The 293-nt window shown below is 66.9% G+C and carries 1 protein-coding gene; it reads right to left on the bottom strand.

Translation table 11 applies throughout. The annotated features are described in order from the left end of the window. The coding region (locus B4E36_RS03765; RefSeq protein WP_345899999.1) for an MBL fold metallo-hydrolase RNA specificity domain-containing protein at positions 1-293 on the bottom strand (293 nt) is incomplete at both ends.

Below are 293 nucleotides of genomic sequence, written 5' to 3'. Positions count from 1 at the left end.
ATGCCCATTTCGTCGAAGCCGCCGATCAGCTTGCCGTCCTTGAACACGCGCCCGGCCTCGACATGGCCGATCACCTCGGCGGGACCCGGCGCAAGGCGCAGCATGTCGCCGTTCCGCACACGCGGAACCTGGGCGATGCCGCTCTGCTCGCCCAGTTCCTTCTGCGCGGTCAGGTGCTGGGCCTCGCCATGGACGGGCACGAGGATCTCAGGCCGAATCCACTCATACATCTGCTTCAGCTCGTTGCGACGGGGGTGGCCGGACACATGCACCAGCGCCTCGCCATCGGTCAG

The sequence above is a fragment of the Martelella sp. UBA3392 genome (assembly GCF_002358775.1).
Classification (GTDB): domain Bacteria; phylum Pseudomonadota; class Alphaproteobacteria; order Rhizobiales; family Rhizobiaceae; genus Martelella; species Martelella mediterranea.
This window is presented reverse-complemented; position numbering and strand designations above follow the sequence as displayed.